The sequence below is a fragment of the Mesorhizobium sp. CA14 genome (assembly GCF_020165195.1).
GTDB lineage: Bacteria > Pseudomonadota > Alphaproteobacteria > Rhizobiales > Rhizobiaceae > Mesorhizobium.
In genome coordinates this window covers 1-19857 of the sequence record NZ_JAIUHR010000009.1, presented here as the reverse complement: position 1 = coordinate 19857, position 19857 = coordinate 1, and the positions used below count along the sequence as shown (strand labels likewise).

At 64.0% G+C, this 19857-nt stretch carries 19 protein-coding genes; 11 read left to right on the top strand and 8 right to left on the bottom strand.

The annotated features are described in order from the left end of the window. Nucleotides 1-22: 22 nt before the first annotated feature. From LB565_RS12330 to LB565_RS12310, 5 genes are all read right to left on the bottom strand, one after another. Nucleotides 23-1003, bottom strand: coding sequence for an ABC transporter permease (locus tag LB565_RS12330; RefSeq protein ID WP_224584249.1), 981 nt, complete (start codon nucleotides 1001-1003; stop codon nucleotides 23-25). Then, nucleotides 1000-2544: a sugar ABC transporter ATP-binding protein gene (locus LB565_RS12325; protein WP_224584248.1), complete on the bottom strand. Its 1545-nt coding sequence runs from the start codon at nucleotides 2542-2544 to the stop codon at nucleotides 1000-1002. The genes LB565_RS12330 and LB565_RS12325 overlap by 4 nt, the downstream gene beginning before the upstream one ends. Before the next feature lie 74 nt (nucleotides 2545-2618). Then, nucleotides 2619-3743 (bottom strand): sugar ABC transporter substrate-binding protein, encoded by a 1125-nt coding sequence (locus LB565_RS12320; RefSeq protein WP_224584246.1) that lies wholly within the window; start codon nucleotides 3741-3743, stop codon nucleotides 2619-2621. Nucleotides 3744-4033: 290 nt separating this feature from the next. Continuing rightward, a complete protein-coding gene (locus LB565_RS12315) occupies nucleotides 4034-5062 on the bottom strand; it encodes a LacI family DNA-binding transcriptional regulator (protein WP_224584244.1) in 1029 nt (342 codons plus the stop codon). A 156-nt stretch (nucleotides 5063-5218) separates the two neighbouring features. Then, nucleotides 5219-6448: an MFS transporter gene (locus LB565_RS12310; RefSeq protein WP_224584242.1), complete on the bottom strand. Its 1230-nt coding sequence runs from the start codon at nucleotides 6446-6448 to the stop codon at nucleotides 5219-5221. 157 nt (nucleotides 6449-6605) lie between these two features. Here LB565_RS12310 and LB565_RS12305 point away from each other — a divergent pair, with 157 nt between their 5' ends. Then, nucleotides 6606-6893: a DUF3175 domain-containing protein gene (locus LB565_RS12305; RefSeq protein ID WP_224584239.1), complete on the top strand. Its 288-nt coding sequence runs from the start codon at nucleotides 6606-6608 to the stop codon at nucleotides 6891-6893. A gap of 412 nt (nucleotides 6894-7305) precedes the next feature. On the opposite strand, the gene LB565_RS12300 is transcribed toward LB565_RS12305, so the two are convergent. Together LB565_RS12300 and LB565_RS12295 are read right to left on the bottom strand one after the other, a co-directional pair. Beyond that, nucleotides 7306-8082 (bottom strand): FadR/GntR family transcriptional regulator, encoded by a 777-nt coding sequence (locus LB565_RS12300; RefSeq protein WP_224584237.1) that lies wholly within the window; start codon nucleotides 8080-8082, stop codon nucleotides 7306-7308. Nucleotides 8083-8183: 101 nt separating this feature from the next. Further along, a complete protein-coding gene (locus tag LB565_RS12295) occupies nucleotides 8184-9080 on the bottom strand; it encodes an NAD-dependent epimerase/dehydratase family protein (protein WP_224584236.1) in 897 nt (298 codons plus the stop codon). Nucleotides 9081-9228: 148 nt separating this feature from the next. On the opposite strand from LB565_RS12295, the gene LB565_RS12290 reads away from it, so the two are divergent. Next, nucleotides 9229-10167 (top strand): NAD(P)-dependent oxidoreductase, encoded by a 939-nt coding sequence (locus tag LB565_RS12290; protein ID WP_224584235.1) that lies wholly within the window; start codon nucleotides 9229-9231, stop codon nucleotides 10165-10167. 94 nt (nucleotides 10168-10261) lie between these two features. Here LB565_RS12290 and LB565_RS12285 read toward each other — a convergent pair whose 3' ends face one another. Next, complete coding sequence (locus tag LB565_RS12285; RefSeq protein WP_224584226.1) at nucleotides 10262-11251, bottom strand: sugar-binding protein; 990 nt, start codon at nucleotides 11249-11251, stop codon at nucleotides 10262-10264. Between the two features lie 462 nt (nucleotides 11252-11713). Here LB565_RS12285 and LB565_RS12280 point away from each other — a divergent pair, with 462 nt between their 5' ends. From LB565_RS12280 to LB565_RS12240, 9 genes are all read left to right on the top strand, one after another. Continuing rightward, entirely contained in the window at nucleotides 11714-12457 is a 744-nt protein-coding gene (locus LB565_RS12280) for an ATP-binding cassette domain-containing protein (RefSeq protein ID WP_224584224.1), read from the top strand. Nucleotides 12458-12499: 42 nt separating this feature from the next. Next, the gene (locus LB565_RS12275) at nucleotides 12500-13498 is read left to right on the top strand and encodes an ABC transporter permease (RefSeq protein WP_224584221.1); all 999 of its coding nucleotides are present in this window, start codon (nucleotides 12500-12502) and stop codon (nucleotides 13496-13498) included. A 172-nt stretch (nucleotides 13499-13670) separates the two neighbouring features. Continuing rightward, on the top strand, nucleotides 13671-14498 hold the full coding sequence (locus tag LB565_RS12270; protein WP_224584219.1) for a helix-turn-helix domain-containing protein: 828 nt from the start codon (nucleotides 13671-13673) through the stop codon (nucleotides 14496-14498). Nucleotides 14499-14737: 239 nt separating this feature from the next. After that, a complete protein-coding gene (locus LB565_RS12265; protein WP_095770203.1) occupies nucleotides 14738-15181 on the top strand; it encodes an SRPBCC family protein in 444 nt (147 codons plus the stop codon). Nucleotides 15182-15193: 12 nt separating this feature from the next. Next, nucleotides 15194-15988 carry an FAD binding domain-containing protein gene (locus LB565_RS12260; protein WP_224584215.1) on the top strand — a complete coding sequence of 265 codons (795 nt, stop codon included), beginning with the start codon at nucleotides 15194-15196 and terminating at the stop codon, nucleotides 15986-15988. Nucleotides 15989-16045: 57 nt separating this feature from the next. After that, on the top strand, nucleotides 16046-16528 hold the full coding sequence (locus LB565_RS12255; protein WP_224584204.1) for a (2Fe-2S)-binding protein: 483 nt from the start codon (nucleotides 16046-16048) through the stop codon (nucleotides 16526-16528). Between the two features lie 13 nt (nucleotides 16529-16541). Next, a complete protein-coding gene (locus LB565_RS29840; protein WP_263488462.1) occupies nucleotides 16542-17909 on the top strand; it encodes a xanthine dehydrogenase family protein molybdopterin-binding subunit in 1368 nt (455 codons plus the stop codon). 1 nt (nucleotide 17910) lies between these two features. Next, a complete protein-coding gene (locus LB565_RS29835; RefSeq protein WP_263488461.1) occupies nucleotides 17911-18915 on the top strand; it encodes a xanthine dehydrogenase family protein molybdopterin-binding subunit in 1005 nt (334 codons plus the stop codon). Nucleotides 18916-18921: 6 nt separating this feature from the next. Continuing rightward, a complete protein-coding gene (locus LB565_RS12240; protein WP_224584202.1) occupies nucleotides 18922-19803 on the top strand; it encodes an AAA family ATPase in 882 nt (293 codons plus the stop codon). Nucleotides 19804-19857 lie beyond the last annotated feature (54 nt).

The following is a 19857-nucleotide window of genomic DNA, read 5'->3' as shown; positions in this document are numbered from 1 at the left end:
ATGCCGCCAAGCGTCGTTTCGCTCACAGGAACCACTCCAGCCGGTTGCGTACCCGAAACAGCGCGAAGGCGCCAAGGCTGACCGCGATCAGCAGGATAACGCCCTGGAACAACGGCTGCCAGAGCGGATCGAAGTCGAAGACGAACAGGAGGTCGCCGATGGTGCGGAAGGCAAGCGCGCCGAAGATCGCTCCGATGGCGCTGCCCTTGCCGCCGAACAACGACACGCCGCCGAGCACGACCGCCGCGATCGAGAACAGCGTGTAGGCGTTGCCGCTCGCATAGGCCGCCTCGCCCGTATAGGTGAAGAAGGTGAGGAACAGGCCGCCGATGGCCGCAAGCAGGCCGGCAAGCGTGTATGCCAGAAACTTGCCTCTGCGGATCGGCACGCCAGACATGTAGGCCGCGGTCTCCGATGAGCCCGCAGCATAAGCGGCGCGCCCAAGTTCGGAGCGACTGAACGGCACCCAGACGATAAGCACGATGACGAGCAGCGCCAGGAGGCTCGCCGGCACCACGCCGAAGAAACGCCCGGTCAGGAAATCCGCGAGGTCCTCGTTGACCGAGCCGCCGGGAACCGGACGCAAAAGCAGCGCCAGGCCGAAAAAGACAGCGCCCGTGGCGATGGTGGCGACGATCGGCTGCAGCCGGCCATAGATGACGATGGCGCCGTTGACCGCCCCGCAGATGAGCCCGGTGCCGAGCACCGCCAACACGCCGAAGACCGTCTCCAGGCCGGTGCCGACCACCAGCCAGGAAGCCATGCAGTTGGTGAGCGTGAAGATCATGCCGACGGAAAGATCGATGCCGGCGGTGATCACGACCAGTGTCTGCGCCATGGCGACGAAGGCGAGCAGCACACCCTTGTTGGCGGCCGTCTGCACGACATTGGCGGTGAAGCCCGCCGGGTGGTTGGCACTGTAGATGGCGAACATGACGATGAAGATGCCGAAGGCCAGAAGCGTTCCGCGCTCCTCGGCCAGCCAGTAGCGCCAATCCTTCACGCCTTTCCTCCCAGCCCGGTGCGGCGGTCATCGCCATGGATGTTGAGCGCGGTGGCGATCAACGCGTGCTCGGTGATCCCCTCGCCGACCAGTTCGCGTTTGATCGCACCGTCATAGAGCACCAGCACACGGTCGCAGCAGCCGATCAGCTCGTCATAGTCGGTCGAATAGAACAGGATCGCGGCGCCCGCATCCGCCAGCTTGCGCATCAGCTGATAGAGTTCCTGCTTGGTGCCGACATCGATGCCGCGCGTCGGATCGTTGAGCAGGATGATGCGCGGTTGCCGCATCAGCCATTTGGCGATGACCACCTTCTGCTGGTTTCCGCCCGAGAGCGCGCCGACGGGAATGTCGAGCCCCGCCGTCTTGATCGCCAGCAGCCCGACCATGTCGTCGATCAGGCGCTGTTCGGCGGCGCGGTCGATAATGCCCGCTTTCGACAACCTGTCGAGCGCCGCGAAAGACAGGTTCTCGCGCACCGTCATCGGCAGCATCAGTCCTTCGGTCTTGCGATCCTCAGGGATCAGCGCCATGCCGACGCGGCCATGACTGGCCGCGGTCGGGCTGGCGATCGAAACCGGCTTGCCGTCGATCAGCACCTCGCCGCGCAGGCCGCGCAGCACACCGAAAAAGGCCAACAGCAATTCGCGCTGACCTTGCCCATCGAGGCCGCCCAGGCCGACGACTTCGCCGGCCCTGACGCTCAACGAGATGTTGTCCAGCCGGTCGGCCCAGGAGAGATTGCGCGCTTCGAGCACCGGCGTGGCGGCCGAGGCGCCAACGGGTTTCGGCGGGAAGATATGGCTGTATTCGCGGCCGATCATCAACTCGACCACTTCATTGTCGCTCTTCGAGCCGGCTGGGTAGCTGGCGACATTGCGGCCGTTGCGGAACACCGTGCAATGGTCGGCGAGTTCCGCGATCTCGTTCATGCGGTGCGAGATATAGAGCAGCGCCAGTCCTTCCGAGCGCAGCCGCTTCAACACCGCGAAGACCTTGGCGACATCCGCCGCGGTCAACGCCGAGGTCGCTTCGTCGAGGATCAGGATGCGCGGCTTGCGAGCCAGCGCCTTGGCGATCTCCACCATCTGCCGGCGCGACAGCGGCAGGTCCTTGACCAGGGCTCGGGGATGGATGTCGGAGGCGCCGGCGCGTGCCAGCGCTTCCTCCGCGATGCGCCGCTGCGCCTTGCGGTCGATCATGCCGAAGCGCTTCGGTGGATCGGAAATGACGATGTTGTCGGCAACGCTCAATTCCGGAATCAGCGACAGTTCCTGGAAAATGCAAACGATGCCGGCCTGATTGGCCGCGGCCGGCGACGCAAATGTCACCTCGCGGCCGTCCAAGCTCATAGCACCTTCATCCGGCGCGACCACACCGGCCATGACCTTGATCAAAGTCGATTTGCCGGCGCCGTTCTCACCGAGAATGGCGTGGATGCTGCCGGCTGTGACGGTGAGATCGGCCTTTTCCAGAGCGCGCACGCCGCCATAGCGCTTGGATATGCCTTCCATGCGGAAGAGCGGAGCCGCGCCGTCCATCTGCCCTCCCTAGGCCAGTTCGTGATTGGCATCGAGCGCCGGCGTCGCGGTTTTCGCGACGCCGGCGTGTCAGACTATTTGTTTTCCTTGGTCTGGCCCATGATTTCCTGCGCGGTGAAATTGATGCCGCAGGTCGGGAAGGAATTGCCGACGAAGAAATTGTCGGACTGGTCGGGGAAGAAATCCTGCCCCGCCTTGAAGTTCGGATCCTCGACGATGGCCAAAGGCAGCTTGATCGACTGCGGCACGACATTGCCTTCGAGCGCGGCAATCGCCGTCTTGATGGCGACCGCAACCTGGGCCGGGCCGGTTCCGGCGGACGAGCATTTCAGCCCGTCGGCCGCATGCGCGGCACAGAATTTGCGGAAGCCGTTTTCCGTCTCGCCGCCGAACGGCACGAACGGATGCTTGGCGTCGATCATCGCCTGCACGATCCCGGTGTCGCCGCCTTGCCCTGTGATGCCGTCGAACGGTCCGCTGGTGGCGATCGCATCGGCCGTGGCCTTCTGCGCCACGCCGTCATCCCACTTGCCGACGACCTCGGTGACATTCCATTTCTTGCCCGACCCATCGAGCACCTCGTGGATACCCTTGTGGCGATCGGTGTCGACGGAAGTGCCGGCAACGCCGCGCACCTCGAGCACCTTGCCGCCGTTCGGCACATGCGCGACCAGCCATTTGCCCCAGAGCTCGCCGAGGCCTTTCTGGTCGACATTGACGTTGATGGCGTCCTTGGTGTCGAGGATGTTGTCGAAGGCGACAAGCACGACGCCCGCTTCCTTGGCGCGCTTGATGACCGGTCCGAAGGCGGTCGGATTCTGTGCGTTCACGACGATCGCGTCAAAGCCGGAATCGATGAAGTTGTTGATCGCCGAAATCTGCGCCGGCACATCCTCGCCGGTCGATACGACCTTGAATTCCTTGAGCTTCTTGGCGACATCGGGCTGCGCCGCATAGGCCTTGGCGGTCTGGATCATCTGAATGCGCCAGGTGTTCGCTATGTAGCCGTTGGCGAGCGCGATGCGGTAGGGCCCTTCCTTCTTCGGATATTTGAAAAACTGCGTGTCGGCCGCCCAAGGCGCGAAGCAGCCCGGCTCCGCCCCAGGCCCTTTGACCACTTCAGGACCGGCGATTGCCGATGAACTCAGCATGACGAATGCAGTGGCGGCAATGACGCCGCCAACGAGTGACTTGATCATCGATATTCCTCCCAGTTGCAGTTCTGCTTGTTTATGAAATCTGGCGCTGTCGTTCGGCGTCATTCGCCGGCGAACAGCCTGGCGAGCGGTCTGCGCCGCCCTGATCCTCCTCTCCCCCTCACCTGCGCGACATTAGAACTTTATCATATTATCCATAATAAACAAGCGAGCGTCTGTTGCTTATGTATAATAAACAAGTTCGATTCCGAATTAATGTCGATTTTACAGACAAATGGTAGCGCTACCATGTGAGGCTGTAAAGCGCCGCGTTTCATCATTTTTCGGTATTCTCAGCGCGCGGTGCTCTCGCGCCGCTTGAGCTCGAAACCGAGGTCGACGATCCGCTGTTCCGGCCGGTTTCCGGCGATTGCCGACAACGCCATGGCGACGGCGCGGGTGCCGATTTCATAGCGGTGCGTCCGCACGCTGGTGATCGACGGAAACGACACCTGCATCATGTCGAGATCGTTGAACCCGACAATGCCGATCTGCTTGGGCACGTCGATGGAGGCGCGACGGCATTCGAACAGAACGCCGAGCGCGATATCGTCATTGTTGCAGAACACGCCGTCCAGCGTCGGCATCTTGGCCAGCGCGTCGCGGAACAGCTCGCGCCCGAGGCTCACGCTTGACGGCACGGGCGTTGTGGTGATCAGCCGCGGATCGAACAGACCGGCGGCCTCCATGGCGGCGCGGTAGCCGGCAAGACGCCGCTGCGAGCGCGGATCCATCCTGGCGCCGATAAAGCCGATCTTGCGGTATCCCGCTTCAAGGAGGTGCTCGGCGGCCGTCCTGCCGCCGTCGAAATGCGAGAAGCCGACCATCATGTCGACCGGGTCCGGCCCGGTCTCCATCACCTGGACCACCGGGCAGCCCGCATTCTCCAGCAGTCGTCGCGCGCCGGGGGTCTGGTCGATGCCGGCCACGATCAGCGCCGCCGGTCGTTGCGATCCGAAGACCTGCAACAGCCGCTCTTCCTCGAGGCCCGAATAATGGGTGTTGCCGATCTGGATGCGGAACGGACTGTCGGACAGGCTGTCATAGATGCCGCGCACAACTTCGGCGAAGACGTTGTTGGTCAGCGAAGGAACCAGCACGCCGAACACCTCGGCGCGCGCCGAGGCAAGCGCGCGGGCGTTCGGGTCGGGCACGTAGCCGAGCTCGTCGACCGCGGCCTGTATCTGCCGGCGAAGGTCCTCCGACACCCGTCCGGGCTCGCGCAGCGCGCGCGACACGGTGATCGCGCCGACACCGGCCTTGCGCGCCACGTCGGCAATGGTCGGACGGCCGCCGCCACGACGGGAGCGCGGCCTGGTCAACGCCTTGTCCCGCTGCCTTCGACGCGCGGCTGCAACATCAGGATCGGCATCCGTGTCATCGCGCCACCAAGTCAGCCCGCCAAATCAGCATTGCCGATTGGCGTCGCGCATGCGTCAACCGTTGTCAAGCAAGCCGATGTCGGTGCCCGAGGTCGGTCAGGCGACCGCCGTGACGCTGCGGTTTGCTTTCCACATCAACAGCGCGATGGCCGCGAGGTTGACGAGATTCCAGCCGATGCCATTCAGGAACGCTGCCGCGTAAGACCCGGTGAGATCGTAGATCCAGCCCGACATCCAGCCGCCGATAGCCATGCCGAAAATCGTCGCCATGATGACGATGCCGACGCGCTGGCCGGCTTCCTTGGCGGGCATGTATTCGCGCACGATGATCGCATAGCAGGGCACGATGCCGCCTTGCGATAGGCCGAACATCAGCGAGACGACATAGAGCGAGGCAAGACCGTCGAAGGGAATATAAAAGAACAGCGACAGGCACTGCAGCACCGAGCCGATCAGCAAGGTCTTCACCCCGCCGATACGGTCGGCGGCGAAGCCGGAAACAAGGCGGCTGACGACGCCGGCGGCCATCATGATCGACAGCATATCGGCGCCGTGGGCGACGCCATAGCCGAGGTCCATGCAATAGGCGACGATATGCACCTGCGGCATCGACATCGCCACGCAACAGCCAAGACCGGCTATGACGAGCAGCGCCTGAAGGGCGGCCGGCGACAATGAAATCGGCTGGACCGGCCGTGCGCCCGGCGAGCCTGCGACGACAACCGGGGCGCGACGTCGCAGCATTATGACCAGCGGCGCCATAGTCACTAGGCAAGCGATGCCGATAGCCACATAGGTGAAGCGCCAACCCTCCGCCTTCATCAGCGGCGGTATGATTGCTGGCCAGACCGTTCCGGCGAGATAGCTGCCGGCCGCGGCCGTTGCCACGGCAACGCCGCGCCGGCGGTTGAACCAGTGCGAGATGTCGGCGATCAGCGGTCCGAAAATCGCCGATGTCCCGATCCCGATGAGCAAGCCTTGGGCGAGCGTGAATTGCACGATCGAAGTGGAGAGCGACGCCAGTGCGAAGCCGGCAACCAGGGCCATCGAGGAAACCAACGCCGGGATCCAGTAACCGACGCGGTCGATGGCGCGGCCGACCAGCACATTGCCGGCGGCGAAGCCGACCATGGTAGCGGTGTAAGGCATCGACGCGGCGGCACGGTCGACGCCGAACTCGGCCTGCACGGCGGGCAGGACCACGACTACGGCCCACATGCCGACGCCGCCGATTGTCGCCAGCAGCAAGGAAATGCCGAGCCGCGTCCATGCATAGAAGCTGTCTATGCCGGCGCTGTTTGCCGCGTTTCCTGGAATTGTCGTCACGGCGTCTCCTGTTCGCGATTTCTTCGAGATCGCGCGTTTGAGCGCACTATCGGCCCATTTCCTGAGCCGAGCAGCGCCACGACGGGCAAATCCGTGGCTCCAGAGCCGGGAACCCGCCTCGCCTCATGGGGTTTCTCTGAAAGGAAGGAGTTTCGCCATGACCGCCAAAAGGAAATGGTCGGCTGACGTGACCGAGCATAGCGACGCGCTCGATCTCGAGGAGCACGTCTTCGAATCCGATGACGCCAAGAAGATCGCCGCCTCGCTGAAGCGCTCGGCCGAGCACAGCGACCGCCGCAAGGCCGAGCCGTTCCAGTCCGCCATGTCGATGTTGAATTTCTACATCAACCGTGCTGGCAAGAATCTGCCCGAACAGCGCAAGAGGGTGCTGGAAAAAGCAAAGGACGAACTGCGTGTCGCCTTCGGCCGCGAGAAGCAGGATTGAGGTTGCTGAGAGCTGGCCAGCACCAGCTCCTCAACACAGGGATTTGGATGCAGGCTTGTCGGGCAAGGCTATCAACGTCCGTTTGGGGTAGCCAGCGCAAACGCTGGCGATGAGCTGAAGACCCCAACCTCGTCATTCTAGGGCGGAGCTACGCGAAGCGGAGCGTAGACCCTAGAATCCATGCCGTTACATCGACCGAAGTGTGCAACGGTGCAGAATTCTGGACCGCCGCAGCGCTTCCAAGTCACGGCATGGATCCTCGGGTCTGCGCGCGTCGCTTCGCTCCTTGCTCCGCCCGTGGATGACGATCGGGATAGGCGTCTTGGCCAATCGCCAAGGCATGGGATCTGCCAACGCACGCACGGGCAGCGGTCAAAGTTTCTGTGCTGGCGAACTGGTCCAGTACAAGACCCTAACGCGATTGAATAACTTCGTCGGTATTGGCCAGCAGTTTGCGGACCGCGTTGCGCGCCGCGTCCGGCCTCTTCAGGCGAATGTTCCTCTCGATCGCTTCATGCAATTTCTGGGCGTGATGCAGGTCGTCCCGCTCGCGCGTGGTGTAGGTGAAGAGATGGTCGAAGGCGGATTCGATCAAGACGCCCAGCGGCACCAGGAGGTCGTTGCCCGAGGCCCTGAGGATCGCGAGATGGAAACGCGTGTCGGCGCGCGTGCGCTCCTGCAGATTGGTAGCCTCGCCCATTTCGCGGCAGGCCTGGCTGATCTCGGCCATCTGCTCGTCGGTGCGCCGCAGCGCAGCGAAGGCCGTCGCCTCCGGCTCGATGATGTGGCGGAATTCCTGCACCGTCCTCAGGAAAACCTCGCGATCCGGCGACGTCGCGTACCAGGACAGCACGTCGCGATCGAGCAGGTTCCAGCGTTCCTTCGGTTCGACCCAGCTGCCGATCTTCGGTCGCGAGGCCAGAAGGCTCTTTGCCATCAGCATCTTGATCGCCTCGCGCACCGCGGAGCGGCTGACGTCGAAGGTCTCCGACCATTTGGCTTCATTGGGCAGGATGGTGCCCGGCGGATAGTCGCCGCGCACGATGCGAAGGCCGATTTCGCTCGCAAGCGAAGCATGCACGCTGGCACCGGGGATGCGTGACGCGTTGGCCCTGCGAATGCCGGACGGACGTTCCGCCGTTGCCATTTTTGTCGACCTTTTTTCGTTGTTCGGCTTCGCGTCCCGCATAGGTTCACAAAATCCCGTTTTCAGAGCCTGTCAAGCGCGGCAAGCCCGCTTTGCCACAACCTGCCAAGATGTGCACAGCTCAACCGCCATTTGCCGCCGCCTCACGCCGCCTTGACGTATTTGCGCCAGCTGTGCTCGGGCCGGAAGCCGAGCACGTCGCGCGCCTTGCGGTTCGAAAGCAGCGTCTCATATTCGCCGAGTTCGGCCTTGACCGGCACGCCTGGATAAAACCGCTTCAACAGCTCTGCGGTCGGCAGGTCCGACGAGGTATCGTCGTTGGCCGCATTGAACACCTGATAGCCCAGTCCGTCCTTCTCGATGGCCCGCAAGGTGATCTGGCCGAGATCGCGCGCGTCGATGTAGCTCCAGGCGATGCGCTTGCGGAAACCGGGATCGGCGAACCATTTCGGGAACAGCGAATATTCGTGCGGCTCGATGACGTTGCCGATGCGCAGCGCATAGATGTCGGCGCCGCTGCGCAACGCAAAGGCCCGAGCCGTCTTCTCGTTGACGATCTTCGACAGCGCGTAGGAGTCCATCGGGTCGACGTCATAATCCTCGTCGAGCGGGAAATGCATGGGGTTGCGCGGCTCGTTGGCGAAGACCAGACCATAGGTCGTCTCCGAGGAGGCGATGATTACCTTGCGGATGCCGAGCTTCACCGCCGCCTCGATGACATTGTAGGTGCCCATCGCGTTGATGCGGAACACCTCGTTGTCGGGCGTGATCATGATGCGCGGGATGGCGGCGAAATGCACTACGGCGTCGACCGGCTGTGCCCTTAGCGACGGGTCGAACTCGTGCAGGCCCATATAGCTCGACAGCGCGTTGAACACCTGCCCGCTGTCGGTGATGTCGGTGATCAAGGTGCGAACCCTCGGATTATCGAGCGGCTTGGCGTCGATGTTGAGCACCTGGCAGCCATGTTCGACCAGATACTCGACGACATGCCGGCCGGCCTTGCCGCTGCCGCCGGTGAACATGATCCGCTTCGTCATTTTGCTCTCCACAAGGCTTGAGAATTATGTGTATTGTCAGACAATATGGTATTCCGCGACCGCCCGCCACCCGCGATCCGCGGAAACCTTCTCGACAATAGCCCGCCGCGCGGGCGCCCATCACCACGAAAGACAGGGAAGAGACGACATGAGCACCAACGCTGCCCGCGAGAACATCGGTTTCATCGGCCTTGGTCTGATGGGGCACGGCATCGCCAAGAACATCGTCGACAAGGGCTATCCGCTCACCTTCCTTGGCCGCAAGAACCGCAAGCCTGCGGAAGACCTTCTGGGACGCGGCGCCAGGGAAGCGGCCACGTCCACGGAGGTGGCCGCTGCCTCCGACATCGTCTTCATCTGCGTGACCGGCTCGCGTGAGGTGGAGGCGATCATCCGCGGCCCCGGCGGGCTGAAGGAAGGACTGAGGCAGGGCTCGGTGGTCGTCGATTGCTCGACCTCCGACCCGGTCTCGACCATGGCCCTGGCTGCCGAGTTCAAGGCGCTCGGCGTCGACTATGTCGACGCGCCGCTCAGCCGCACGCCGAAGGAGGCCTGGGAAGGCACGCTCGACGCCATGGTCGGCGCGCCGGACGCGGTGTTCACCAGGCTGAAGCCGGTGATCGAGACCTGGGCAGGCCGCATCGTCCATATCGGCGACACCGGCGACGGCCACCGCATGAAGCTGCTCAACAACTTCGTCTCGCTCGGCTACGCCGCGATCTATTCGGAAGCGCTCGCCTTGGCCGAGAAGGTCGGCATCTCGCCGGCGCGCTTCGACAGCGTCATCCGCAATGGCCGCATGGATTGCGGCTTCTACCAGACCTTCATGCGCTGGACTCTGGAAGGCGACCGCGACGCGCACAAGTTCACCATCGCCAACGCCTTCAAGGACCTGACCTATCTGGAATCGATGGCGGGCGCGGCCGGCATCGCCAACCCGCTCGGCAACGCCACGAAGAATTCCTTTGCGACGGCCTTCGCCACCGGTCCTGCGGAACAGTATGTGCCGATGCTTGCCACCCATATCGGCAAGCTCAATGGCGTCGACCTGATGCCGTCGAAGGACGGCGTGAAGCAGAAGATCTGAGAGACGAAAGCGCCCTTCATCCAGAATGCAAACTTTGAAAAAGTCAGGGGCGCCTCGCGGCGCCCCTTTTTCGTTTGTTCCGGATGGCCGGCACCTACTTCTGGATGCAGGTGTCGGCCGTTTCCTTGGTGCATTCGTCGAGGCCGGTGAAGACCGGATCGTCGACCTTCTTGCCGCCGATGAGGTCGAGCATCACTGCCGGCGCCTTGTAGCCCATCTCGAACGGCCGCTGGCCGACCAGCGCGGTCACCAGGCCTTCCTTGGCGATCGCCACCTCGTCGCCGATCGTGTCGGCGGCGCCGATGACGAACTCGTTCTTGGCGATCTTGTCGGCCATCGGCTTGAACAGGTCGCGATAGGGCTGCGGGGCGCCGAACAGCGGCCAGCCGCCCATGATGCCGAAGGCGTCGAGCTTCGGGTTGGCGGCGAGGATGTCGGTCATCGCCTGCACGCCCTTGGCGCCGTCGTCATTGGTGAACACCGGGCAGCCGGCGACTTCAGTCCAGCCGCCTTCGCCCTTCAGCGCCGAGAGGCCTTCCTTGCCCGACAGCGCATCGCGCATGCCTTGCGCGCGGCGCAGGATGTTGTCGGCCGCCGGATTGCCCTCGATCGTGCAGATCGTGCCGCCATTCGGCTTGGCCTTCTTGATGTACTCGCCGATCTTCTTGCCCATCAGGTAGTTGTCGGTGCCGAGATAGGTCTTGCGAAGGGCGGCGTCTTCCTTGGCAAGGTCGGCGTCGACCGTCATGATCGGGATCGACGGATTGGCACTCTTGATCGTCTGCGCGATCAGCGGCGCGTTCGACGGCGAGATAGCCATCGCTACCGTGTCGGGCTTGCTCAGCATATCCTGCACGATCTGCGCCTCGCCGGCTTCGTCCGAGGTCGATGCCGGGCCGGTGTAGAAGCATTCATATTCCGAGCTGGCGTTTTCCTTGTTCCATTTCTCGCAGCCCTGATGGATGGCCTCGAAGAACGGATTGTCGAGACCTTTCACGACGATGACGAGCTGTTTCTTGGCCAAAGCCGGCCCGGCGCCCAACGCCATGGCGGCGACGGCGGCAAGCAAAAGTGTTTTCCTCATATCAGTCCTCCCTTGAAACAGACGGACACCGCGTGCCCGCCACACTGATCAGTCCGGATGCATAAGAACCATGACGAGCATCTCATGATGTTCGCGTCCCGCCCCCGGGCTGATAAGCATTTGCCGATCCGTCTGCCCGAATACCGACGCAGCCGAATCCTTGACCATCAAACCATCTGCCCGCCCTCCGCCGGATGGACGGACGATTGGCAAAGCCTTCCTTCGAAGCTTAGCTAATATCGGCTTTTCGCCAGCGTCAATTGCTATTTGTCCTACAAAACCGATTTTTCGTCGAGTCTCGAAATTAATCGTCAGACAATTGATTGACGCCCCCCTCCGCTTTTGCCTAAATGCGTGGAAGCACCGTTCCGGAGGAGATGGACGGGGCAAGACGCAAGCGGCGCCGCCGGGTTCGGTGGCCAGTTGCGCCAATAAAGCCAATAAAGGGGAGGCTTAAGGCTGGTGTCGGTTCTGGAACTCGCCAACATCTCGAAGCATTTCGGCGCCATCCAGGCGGTCAACGATGTATCGTTTTCGCTGGAAGCCGGCGAGGTCGTCGGCCTGATGGGCGACAACGGCGCCGGCAAGTCGACGCTGGTGAAGATGATTGCCGGCAATTTCCACCCGAGCCACGGCACCATGCGGCTGGACGGCAAGGAGCTTGTCCTGCACAAGCCGGCGGAAGCCCGCCAGCACGGCATCGAGATCGTCCACCAGGACCTTGCGCTCTGCAACAATCTGACGGCCGCTGCCAATGTCTATCTCGGCCGGGAGCTACGCCGCGGCTTCGGCCCGCTCCGCATCCTCGATTATGGCGCGATGTACAAGCGCGCCGGCCAGCTCTTTGCCGAGCTGAAATCCGAAACGCGGCCGCGCGACCTCGTCAAGCAGATGTCGGGCGGCCAGCGCCAGGCGGTGGCGATTGCCCGCACCATGCTGTCGCAGGCCAAGATCGTGCTGATGGACGAGCCCACCGCGGCGATTTCGGTCAGGCAGGTCGCCGAAGTGCTCAATCTCATCCGCCACCTGCGCGACCAGGGCATCGCGGTGGTGCTGATCAGCCACCGCATGCCCGACGTGTTCGACGTTGCCGACCGCGTCATCGTCATGCGGCGCGGCCGCAAGGTGGCCGACAAGAAGATCGCCTCGAGCTCGCCCGAGGAAGTCACCGGGCTGATCACCGGCGCCATCGAACAGGTTGCGTGATCGCGCGGAACGTCGCGCCCCGCCTCTCAGGAAAGGTCGATAATGGCAGTCACACTTGACCAGACGATCGCGCAGAAGCAGCACACCTTCGTGTCGCGGCTCTTTGCCAACCAGACTTTCTGGGTGGTGATAGCGGTCATCCTCGCCTGCCTGTTCCTGTCCGTCGCCACCGATTCCTTCGCCACGTCGAAGAACATCTTCAACATCACCCGAAACGTCACCTTCGTCGCCATCGTCGCGCTGGGCATGACCTTCGTCATCATCACCGGCGGCATCGACCTTTCGGTCGGTTCGGTGCTCTGTCTTTCCTCGATGGTGCTCGCCGTCACCATGCATGCCGGCTATTCGATTGAGGTGGGCATCCTGGCCTCGATCGCCACCGCGCTTGCGATCGGCGCCTTCAACGGCATGCTCATCGCCTATCTCGGCTTCCCGCCTTTCGTGGTGACGCTCGGCATGCTGTCGGTGGCGCGCAGCCTCGCCATGGTCGCGTCCAACAACACGGTGGTCTTCCAGTTCGGACCGGACCACCAAAAACTTCTGGCGCTGGGCGGCGGCGCGTGGGTGTTCGGCATCGCCAATCCGGTGCTCTACATGATCATCCTGGCGCTGATCACCGGCTTCATCCTGCGCTTGACCAAATTCGGCCGGCACATCTTCGCCATCGGCGGCAATGAGCATGCGGCGACGCTGACCGGCGTTCCCGTCAAGCAGATCAAGGTCGTCGTCTACATGATCTCGGCGCTGTCGGCAGGGATTGCCGGCATCATCCAGACCGGATGGCTGGGCGCCGTCACCACCAATCTCGGCAACGGCATGGAGCTGCAGGTGATTGCCGCTACCGTCATCGGCGGCGCCAATCTCGCCGGCGGCGTCGGCACCGCGCTCGGCGCCGTCGTCGGCGCTGCCCTCATCGAGGTAATCCGCAACAGCCTCGGCCTGCTCGGCATCAACGCCTTCTGGCAAGGCACCTTCATCGGCGGCGCGATCATCCTGGCGGTGCTGTTCGACCGCATCCGCAATTTCAGGCGTAGTGATTAGCTTTCCCTTGTGGGAGAAGGTGGGCGCTCCTATCGCCCAGTCTGAAAATCGGCCCTGACGGACGACGCGTGACGCCCTCCGTTCCGCCGCGCCTTGACGCGCACCCGAACTCAGCCGCACAATCCCCAGGCAGGCGAAGGGAGGCCAGTCGCCTGCGGGAGGAACGATACCCATGACGGACGCGATCAGGCTCTACTGGGGCCGGTTCGGACATGTTTCCGTGCTGAATGTCGCCAATGACTTCGTCACCCATGCCCATGGCGAGGCGCATCTCATCATATGGCTGGAAGGCACGGCAGGCGAAATGACCATCGGCCGCGAAACGGTGCGGCTTGGACCGGACACGGCAGCCGGCATCAACTCGTTCCAGCCGCACAGCCACGCCCTTTCCCGCGACGGCAAGCCCGGCCTGTTCCTCGCCTTCTACATCGATCCGGATTGGGCGCGCCGGCGCCGCGACCTTCCCTCGTCGGCGCCGCTGTTCACGCAGGCCGCAATCACGCTGGAGCCCTGGCTGCACCAGGCGGCGGCGAACCTGCTCGATCACCTGACCGACAATGAGAGCATCGACGACGTCGCCAACTACGAGATCGAGCGTTTCGTCGACAGCGTGCTCGACGCGGCGGATGCTTCGGCGCCGCAAGCCGCGCGGGCCCGCATCAACACGATGCTCGACTTCCGTGTCCGCAAGGCGATCCAGTTGATGAAGGCCAATGTCTGCGAGCGCATCTCGTTCGACGACGTGGCTCGTTCGGTCGGGCTCTCCCGGCCGCATTTCTTCGCGCTCTTCAAGGAACAGACCAACCTGACGCCAAACGTCTACTGGAACACGCTGCGCATGGAGGAAGCCGTGCGCCAGCTGCAGTGGTCGCAGGAACCGCTGATCTCCGTCGCCTGCAATCTCGGCTTCACCACCCAGGGCAATTTCTCGCGCTTCTTCCGCGACCATGTCGGCGTGCCGCCGACGCTCTACCGCGAAGCCGCTCGGGCGACAGCGTAAGGCGCGTTGAGATTCAGGTCAGGCCGAGCCGAAAGTGGTGGCTTCCGAGAACCGGAGCGGAGCGTACTTTAGGTACGTGAGCACCGGAAGCGCAGGAAGCCGCCATTTGCAGGCCGGCATCACCTGAATATCGACGCGCCGGTTTTTCCGACTGGTTGATATGCGCTCAAGACGCATTGATAAGCGCGAGCCCGTCGGCCGCTCTAGCCTGCTCCCGATCTTTGCAAGAGGACCAGTCTATGGCGAAAGTCACCATCTCCAGCGTCATCGACGCGCCGGTCGAGCAGGTCTGGGCGCGCATCCGCGACTTCAACGGTTTGCCCAGTTGGCATCCGCGCATGGTGGAAAGCCATATCGAGGACGGCAAGGACGCCACCACGATCGGCTGCGTGCGCAACTTCCAACTGGTCAGCGGCGCAAGGCTGCGCGAGAAGCTGCTGGACTTCTCGGATGAAAACTTCCTGGTCAGCTATTCGATCCTCGAAACGCCGCAACCGCTCACCAATCACAAGGCGACGCTGCAGTTGCGGCGCGTCACCGACGGCAACCGCACCTATGCCGAATGGACAGCGAGCTTCGACGCAGCGCCCGAGGAAGCCGACAAGCTGGCCGAGGGCATGGGCGCCAATGTCTTCCAGGGCGGCTTCAACGCCCTGAAGGCCCATTTCGCAGGCCAGAGCTGACGGGAGCGCGCCATGTCGCTTGCGCTGCAGACTTTTTCGAGCGTGAAAGACGCCAACGCCGCGCTGCGGGCCGCCGGCACGCGTTATCTCGGCGGCGGCACGCTTGTGGTGCGCGCCGCCAATGAAGGCGACGTTTCCGTCTCCAGCCTCGTGCGCGTCACCGATCCCGGGCTCTCGCAAATAGTGATTTCCGGCGGCAAGGTCCGGCTCGGCGCTTCCGTCACCATGGCCGCGATTGCCCGTCATCCAGAGCTCACCGCGCTTGCGCCGGCCGCGCGCGCCGTCGGCGGGCCGGCGATCCGCAACATGGCGACCGTCGGCGGCAATCTGTTCGCCCCTGCCCCTTACGGCGATTTCGCGGTGGCGCTGCTGGCGCTGGACGCGACCGTCGTCACCGAAGACGGCGAAGTGCCGGTCGAGACTTTTTTGGCCGATCGCGACACCAGCCGCGCCATAGCGACGGCGGTGGATGTTGCATCGCCCAAAGCCGAGAGCTTCCGCTTCCTGAAAGTATCGCGCGTCAAGCCGAAAGGTGTGTCGGTGCTGAGCATCGCCGCGCTTCTGGAACTCGCGCCGGACGGCACGGTGACATCGGCGCGCATCGGGCTGGGCTGCATGGCCGATCGGCCGATCCGCGCTTTAGCGGCCGAAAAGGCGCTGCTCGGCTGCAAGCTCACGCCGCAGGAGATCGCGCCGGCGCTGGCCGCCGCGGGCGAAGGCATCGCGCCGATCACCGACCCGATCGCCAGCGCCTGGTATCGCGCCGAGGTCCTGCCGGTCTATCTCGGCCGGCTGCTGCTTGACTAACATCCGTGGGGACGCGCGTCTGTCCGGCCGATCCGGGCAGGCGCGCAGGGAGGAAAAATGGCGAAGGTCCCGGTTCAATTCACACTCAACGGCTCCGAAAAAGCCGAGTTCGTCGAAAGCGGCACGACGTTGCTTCACGCGCTGCGCGACAAGATCGGCGACACCTCGCCCAAGGGCGGCTGCCACCAAGGCACCTGCGGCGCCTGCTCGGTCATCATCGATGGCGAATTGCGGCTCTCCTGCCTGACGCTGGCCGAGACCTGCGGCGGCGCCGACATCAGGACCACCGCCGGTCTCGCCGAAGGCGGCGTGCTGCATCCGCTGCAGCGCGCCTTCCTCGATGCCTTCGCCACGCAATGCGGCTTCTGCACGCCGGGCATGATCATGGCCGCAAAAGTGCTGCTCGACCGCACGCCCAACCCAAGCCGCGAGGATGTGGTCGAGGCGCTGTCCGGCAACATCTGCCGCTGCACCGGCTACGAGCCGATCATCCAGGCGGTGCTCGCCGCCGCGCGCGCCAACTCGCAGAACGCCGCCTGAGGGGGGACGAGCCATGGAACTGCGCAAGGATTATTTCGCCGATGTCCGCAAGGACGGCCTGCACGAGATCGGCCAGGGCCGCCCGCGGCTCGATTCGCCCGGCCACGTCACCGGCAAGACCGCCTATTTCGCCGACCGCAACTTCCCGGGCATGCTGCATCTGAAGATGGTGCGCAGCCCGCACCACCATGCCCGCATACGCTCGATCGACACGTCGGAAGCGGAAAAGCATCCGGGCGTCGTGCGCGTGCTGACCGCCAAGGATGTGCCGCACAATGTCTACACCATCCTGATCCTGATCCAGATCGGCCCCGAGGACGAAACCGTGCTCGCCGACGGCAAGGTGCGCTGGAAGGGCGAGGCCGTGGTTGCGGTGCTGGCCGAGACCGAGCGCGCGGCGCAGGAAGCCGCCGCCAAGGTCAAGGTCGATTACGAGGTGCTCCCCGCCGTCTTCGACATGGAGGAGGCGCTGAAGCCAGGCGCGCCTTTGGTCAACGAATATCACGGCCAGAATTACTATCTCTATGACAGTGGCGAGTGCCGCAAGGTGCGCTTCGGCGATGTCGACGCAAGCTTTGCCCAGGCCGACCACATTCTCGAACAGTCCTACCAGTCCTCGCCGATCGAGCACGCGCCGACCGAAACCACGGGCTGCGTGGTGACGCCCGAGGGCAATGACCGCTTCACCTGCTACACCAACACGCAGGCGATGTTCTTCACGCTCGACAACGCCTCGATCATCCTGCAGATGCCCGGCTCGAAGCTGCATTTCGTCGGCGGCACCGTCGGCGGCGGCTTCGGCGGCAAGGTCGACGTCATCGTCGAGCCGATCGCCATCCTCGCGGCCAAGCTAACCGGACGCCCGGTCTGTTTTATCTACAGCCGCGAGGAGGAGATGCAGATCTCCTCGCCGCGCGCCGCCGAGAAGGTCGTCATCAAGGACGGCGTCATGAAAGACGGCCGCATCGTCGCGCGCAAGGTGACCGGCTACACCGATGCCGGGGCCTATTCGCGTCACTCGCCCTATGGCGCGCAGAAGGGCGCCGCGCACTATCCCGGCCCCTACACGATCCCGAATGTCTGGATCGACACCTATTGCGTCTACACCAACCGCACCCCATCGTCGGCCATGCGCGGCTTCGGCGTCACCATCGGCGACTTCGCGCTGGAGGTGCAGATGGACAAGCTGGCGCGGCTGATCGGAATGGACCCGCTCGAATTCCGCTTCATCAACGCCTATCGCGACGGCGACATGAAGGCGCATCGCCAGCCGACCGAAGGCGCGGCGCTGATCGAATGCATGCAGGCAGCCTCGCGGGCCGCCAACTGGCCGGTGGCGGAAAAATACATGGCGATGTCCTCCTACAGGAAGGGAGTCTAAGATGGCGATCCGGCGTGGACGCGGCGTCGCCGCGATCAACTATCCGACCGGCATGAACCTCGGCGGCGACCCGACGCAGGCGCTGGTCCATTCGACGCCGACCGGCAACTTCATGGTCACGCTCTCCAGCGTCGATCTCGGCCAGGGCATGAAGCAGATCATGGCGCAGATCTGCGCCGAGACGATCGGCGTGCCAACCGACCGCGTCGTTATCGACACCGCCGACACCGACACCGGTCCGCACTGCATGGGCACCTTCGCCTCGCGCGGCACGCACCGCGCCGGCAATGCTGTCATCCAGGCGGCCAAGGAAGCCCGCCAGGTGATGCTGGAAGTGGCCGCCGAGGAGCTGGAGGTGAACGCCTCCGACCTTGAGACCGACGGCCAGGGCAACATACAGGTGAAGGGCGCGCCGCAGAAATCGATCTCGATCTTCGATGTCGCGCTGTCGGCGCATTTCAAGCGCGGCCGCTCGATCTCGGGGCGCGGCATGTTCCTCATTCCGCGCTCCTACCCGGAGAAGGAGACGGGCGCGATGAAGCCGTCCACGTGCTACGCCCACGCGTGCACGGTGGCCGAGGTCGAGGTCGACGACGAGACCGGCGAGGTGACGGTTCTCACCGTCAAGAACGTCTTCGAGATTGGCCGCGCGCTCAATCCGAAGATGGTCGAGCAGCAGCTCGTCGGCGGCTCCTGGATGGGCATCAGCCACGCGCTCTACGAGACGACCGAACCGTACTATCCGAGCCGCGACCATGGCGGCACGGACTTCAACCAGTATCTGATGCCGGGCCCAGGGGACCTGGCCGAGACCGAGATCATCGTCTTGGAGCGTCCTTCCGCCGATGGGCCGTTCGGCGCCAAGGGTCCGGGCGAGATGTGCGCCAACCCGCAGATCCCGGCCGTCGCCAATGCCGTCTTCGACGCCGTCGGCGTGCGCATCGACACGCTGCCGATCACGCCGGAGCGCATCCTGCGCGCGCTGAAGACGCAGGCGGCGGGTTGAGGGGAGATGACCAGCAGCGACGCCGTTGAGGTCGCGGCTTCGCCGGAGGCGATCACCGCGCGCCTTGCCGCTTCGCGCTACCTGGCCGACGACAGCCTCGCCACCGCGATTTTCCTGGCGATCCGGCTCGGCAAGCCGCTGCTGCTGGAAGGCGCGCCGGGCGTCGGCAAGACCGAAGCCGCCAAGGCTGTCGCCGAACTGCTCGGCCGCGAGCTGGTGCGGCTGCAATGCTATGAGGGCATCGACGCCGGGCATGCGCTCTACGAGTGGAACTACCAGCGCCAGCTGCTCGCCATCCGCCATGCCGGCGAGCACGAGATCGACATCTATGACGACCGCTTCCTGATCGCCCGGCCGCTGCTGCAGGTGCTTCGCGCGCCGGAGCAGCGCGTGCTGCTGGTCGACGAGATCGACCGCTCGGATCACGAGTTCGAGGCGCTGCTGCTCGAATTCCTGTCCGACTTCCAGATCAGCATCCCGGAACGCGGCACGATCCGCGCCGCGACGCAGCCGATCGTCATCCTTACCTCGAACCGAACCCGCGAGTTGGCCGAGGCTTTGCGCCGGCGCTGCGTCTATCACTGGATCGGCTATCCCGACGCCGCGCGCGAGGCCGAGATCATCATGCTGCGCGCGGGGGGCGTCGCGGAAGCCACCGCGCGTGCCGTGGCCAACGCCGTGCAGGAGATCCGCGCGCGGCCACTGGCCAAGCCGCCCGGCATCGCCGAAGCGGTCGAATGGGCGAATGCCGCTACGATCCTCGAAAAAGGCGGCAGCCCATGGCCGCAAGCCTTCCGCCGCGCCATCGGCGTACTGATCAAGGACGAGGAGGATTTGACTGCCATTGCCCCGGAACTGGGGAGGATTGTCGAGGAGGCATTGGGGTGATGAGCAATCGCAACGCGCTAGCGCCATTTTGTAGGGCTAATGCGCAGCGCTGGC